This is a genomic window from Actinomycetes bacterium, assembly GCA_035489715.1.
In the GTDB taxonomy this organism is placed as follows: Bacteria; Actinomycetota; Actinomycetes; order JACCUZ01; family JACCUZ01; genus DATHAP01.
In genome coordinates this window covers 1-2,166 of sequence record DATHAP010000086.1, presented here as the reverse complement: position 1 = coordinate 2,166, position 2,166 = coordinate 1, and the positions used below count along the sequence as shown (strand labels likewise).

The window sequence follows — 2,166 nt, the reverse complement described above, 5'->3', positions numbered from 1 at the left end:
GTGCCCCATGTGCACGGGGGTCATGACCATCACACCGACCATCACCGAGTGCGACACGACCACCGCGGTCAGCCCGAGGCGCCCCACCCGCGAGGCCCAGACGGCCCGGACGGCGGTACCCGTGGCCTGGCGCGGTCGTGGCCCGTCGCCGCCGCCCCCGAGGCGCCGGGCCAGCAGCAGCGGGTCCGGCCGCAGCAGCAGCAGGAAGCCGGCCGCGACGACCGCGAACGCGACGGCGGACAGCGCGAAGCCGCCGCCGAGCGCGGGCAGGCCCAGCGCCCGGCCCAGATCGGCGCCCGGCCCGGCCAGGTTCGGGCCGAGCACCGAGCCCACGGTCGTCGCCCAGACGACGAGCGACAGGTCGCGGCCCCGTCGCGCCGGCGAGGCGAGGTCGGCCGCGGCGTAGCGCGCCTGCAGCCCGCAGGCCGTCGCAGCGCCGAAGGCGAACAACCCGACCAGCAGAAGCGGCAGCGACGAGATCGCGGCCGCGCCCACGGTGACCAGCGCCCCGACGACGGCGACCGCGTACCCGGCCGCCAGCCCGGCGCGGCGCCCGGACCGGTCGCTGATGCGTGCCAGGGGCACCGCCAGCACCGCGGCACCGAGCACGCCCGCCGTCGTCCCGAGACCGGCGGCGCTGTCGGTGCCGGCGACGTCGCGGGCCAGCAGCCCGCCCAGGGTGATCCCCACGGTCACCCCCAGTCCGGCCAGCGCCACACCGCCGCTGAGCGTGCCGACCGTCCGGCGCTGCACGGCGTCCGGATCGACGACGGCGGCCGGCACCGGGGTGGTCGGACGGGTCTCGGGCACGGCGGCAGTCTGCCGCACCGACGGCCACGGGCGGTTGGTCCCGCTGTCGCCGGCCCCGTCCGGACCGGCGAACTGTCGTACCTCCCGGGGACACTGGTCGCGTGTCCGCTCTCGACCGGTTCTCCGAGGCCACCCGGGCCTGGTTCACCGGTGCCTTCATCCGGCCCACCGCCGCCCAGGAGGGCGCCTGGGACGCCATCAGCAGCGGGGAGCACTCGCTCGTCGTCGCACCCACCGGGTCGGGCAAGACGCTGGCGGCCTTCCTGTGGTCGCTCGACCGCCTCGCGGCCACGCCGCCCCCCGCCGAGGAGCAGCTGCGCTGTCGGGTCCTCTACGTCTCCCCGCTGAAGGCGCTCGCGGTCGACGTCGAGCGCAACCTCCGGGCGCCGCTGACCGGCATCGGCCAGGCGGCCTCCCGCCTCGGCCTCGAGCGACCGGAGATCCGGGTCGGCATCCGGTCGGGCGACACCCCGGCCGACGAGCGCCGCGCGTTCACCCGCCGGCCGACCGACATCCTCATCACGACCCCGGAGTCGCTGTTCCTGCTGCTCACCAGTGCCGCCCGCGAGGCGCTGCGCGGCATCGAGACGGTCATCGTCGACGAGGTGCACGCCGTCGCCGACACCAAGCGCGGCGCGCACCTCGCCGTCTCGCTCGACCGGCTCGACGAGCTGCTGGAGCGGCCGGCCCAGCGGATCGGGCTGTCGGCGACGGTGCGCCCGATCGAGGAGGTCGCCACCTACCTGGCGGGCGGGCGGCCGGTGCAGATAGTCTCGCCGCCCTCGACGAAGGAGTGGGACCTCTCGGTCGTCGTCCCGGTCGAGGACATGAGCGAGCTGGGTCAGCCGACCGGCGAGCTGGAGGGGTCCGCGGCGGGCAACCAGCCGCGGGCGTCGATCTGGCCGGCGGTCGAGGAGCGGGTGCTCGACCTGGTCCAGGCACACCGCAGCACGATCGTGTTCGCCAACTCCCGCCGCCTGGCCGAGCGGCTCACCAGCCGGCTGAACGAGCTGGCCTACGAGCGCGCCACGGGCGAGCCGGTGCCCCCGGGGACCAACGCCGCGGCGCTGATGGCGCAGGCCGGGTCCGGTGGGGGGATCCCGGAGGGGGTCCAGCCGGTCGCCGCCGCCCACCACGGCTCGGTGTCCCGCGAGCAGCGGGCGATCGTCGAGGAAGCGCTGAAGTCGGGCCGGCTGCCCGCCGTCGTCGCGACCTCGAGCCTGGAGCTGGGCATCGACATGGGCGCGGTCGACCTGGTCGTCCAGGTCCAGTCGCCGCCGACGGTCGCCAGCGGCCTCCAGCGGGTCGGGCGGGCCGGGCATCAGGTCGGTGCGGTCAGCCGCGGCGTGCTCTTCC

The 2,166-nt window shown here is 76.5% G+C and carries 2 protein-coding genes; one reads left to right on the top strand and one right to left on the bottom strand.

The features are described 5' to 3' along the window. A partial coding sequence (locus VK640_07250; protein HTE72979.1) for an MFS transporter occupies positions 1 to 810 on the bottom strand: 810 nt, incomplete at its 3' end. Positions 811 to 911: 101 nt separating this feature from the next. On the opposite strand from VK640_07250, the gene VK640_07245 reads away from it, so the two are divergent. Next, positions 912 to 2,166 (top strand): DEAD/DEAH box helicase (locus VK640_07245; protein HTE72978.1); only part of this gene is annotated, 1,255 nt, incomplete at its 3' end.